The following is a 562-nucleotide window of genomic DNA, read 5'->3' on the forward strand; positions in this document are numbered from 1 at the left end:
AAACGGGGTCCACAAGAATTACTGGGCACGCTTGATGCGCACCGCTGTTGTCGGTCCGGCGAGCGCTGCGCAACAGCGTATCGCCGACACGATCATCCGCATCCAAGACGAGGCGATCGCATTGATGCGGCCGGGCACACCGGCCAGCGTGGTCGACCGAGCTTGCCGCGAGCCGCTTCTGGCATCTGGACTGCGCGAAACCTATACGAATCGTGCCGGCTATTCGCTTGGTCTTAATCATCGCCCGTCGGCCGGCGAATTTATCCGCGAATTCGTGCCTGGCGTCGAATGGGTCTTAGAGCCGGGAATGGTGTTTCATATGCTGATGATGGCAGCGGGGATGGGCTTCAGCGAGACGGTGCTGGTGACGGAAAAAGGCCCGGAACGCCTGACCACCATGGAGCGCAAGCTCTTCTCGCGTATATAAGCACTCCATTCAAGATGGCAAAGCACATGCGACCAGTCGTAGGCATCGTCAGCTACTTTTCGATGAAAGCCGGCGGATTTCCCATGAACCGCGCCGCGTGCGGGGCGCTCCAACTTTTGAGAAGCAGGAGCCAAT

1 protein-coding gene is annotated in these 562 nt (G+C 59.1%); it reads left to right on the top strand.

Going from position 1 to position 562, the window contains the following annotated elements; translation table 11 throughout:
* Positions 1-427 (top strand): M24 family metallopeptidase (locus EN859_RS35185; RefSeq protein ID WP_135913595.1); only part of this gene is annotated, 427 nt, incomplete at its 5' end.
* Between the last annotated feature and the right edge of the window lie 135 nt (positions 428-562).

The organism is Mesorhizobium sp. M00.F.Ca.ET.216.01.1.1 (assembly GCF_004010325.2).
Lineage (GTDB): Bacteria > Pseudomonadota > Alphaproteobacteria > Rhizobiales > Rhizobiaceae > Mesorhizobium.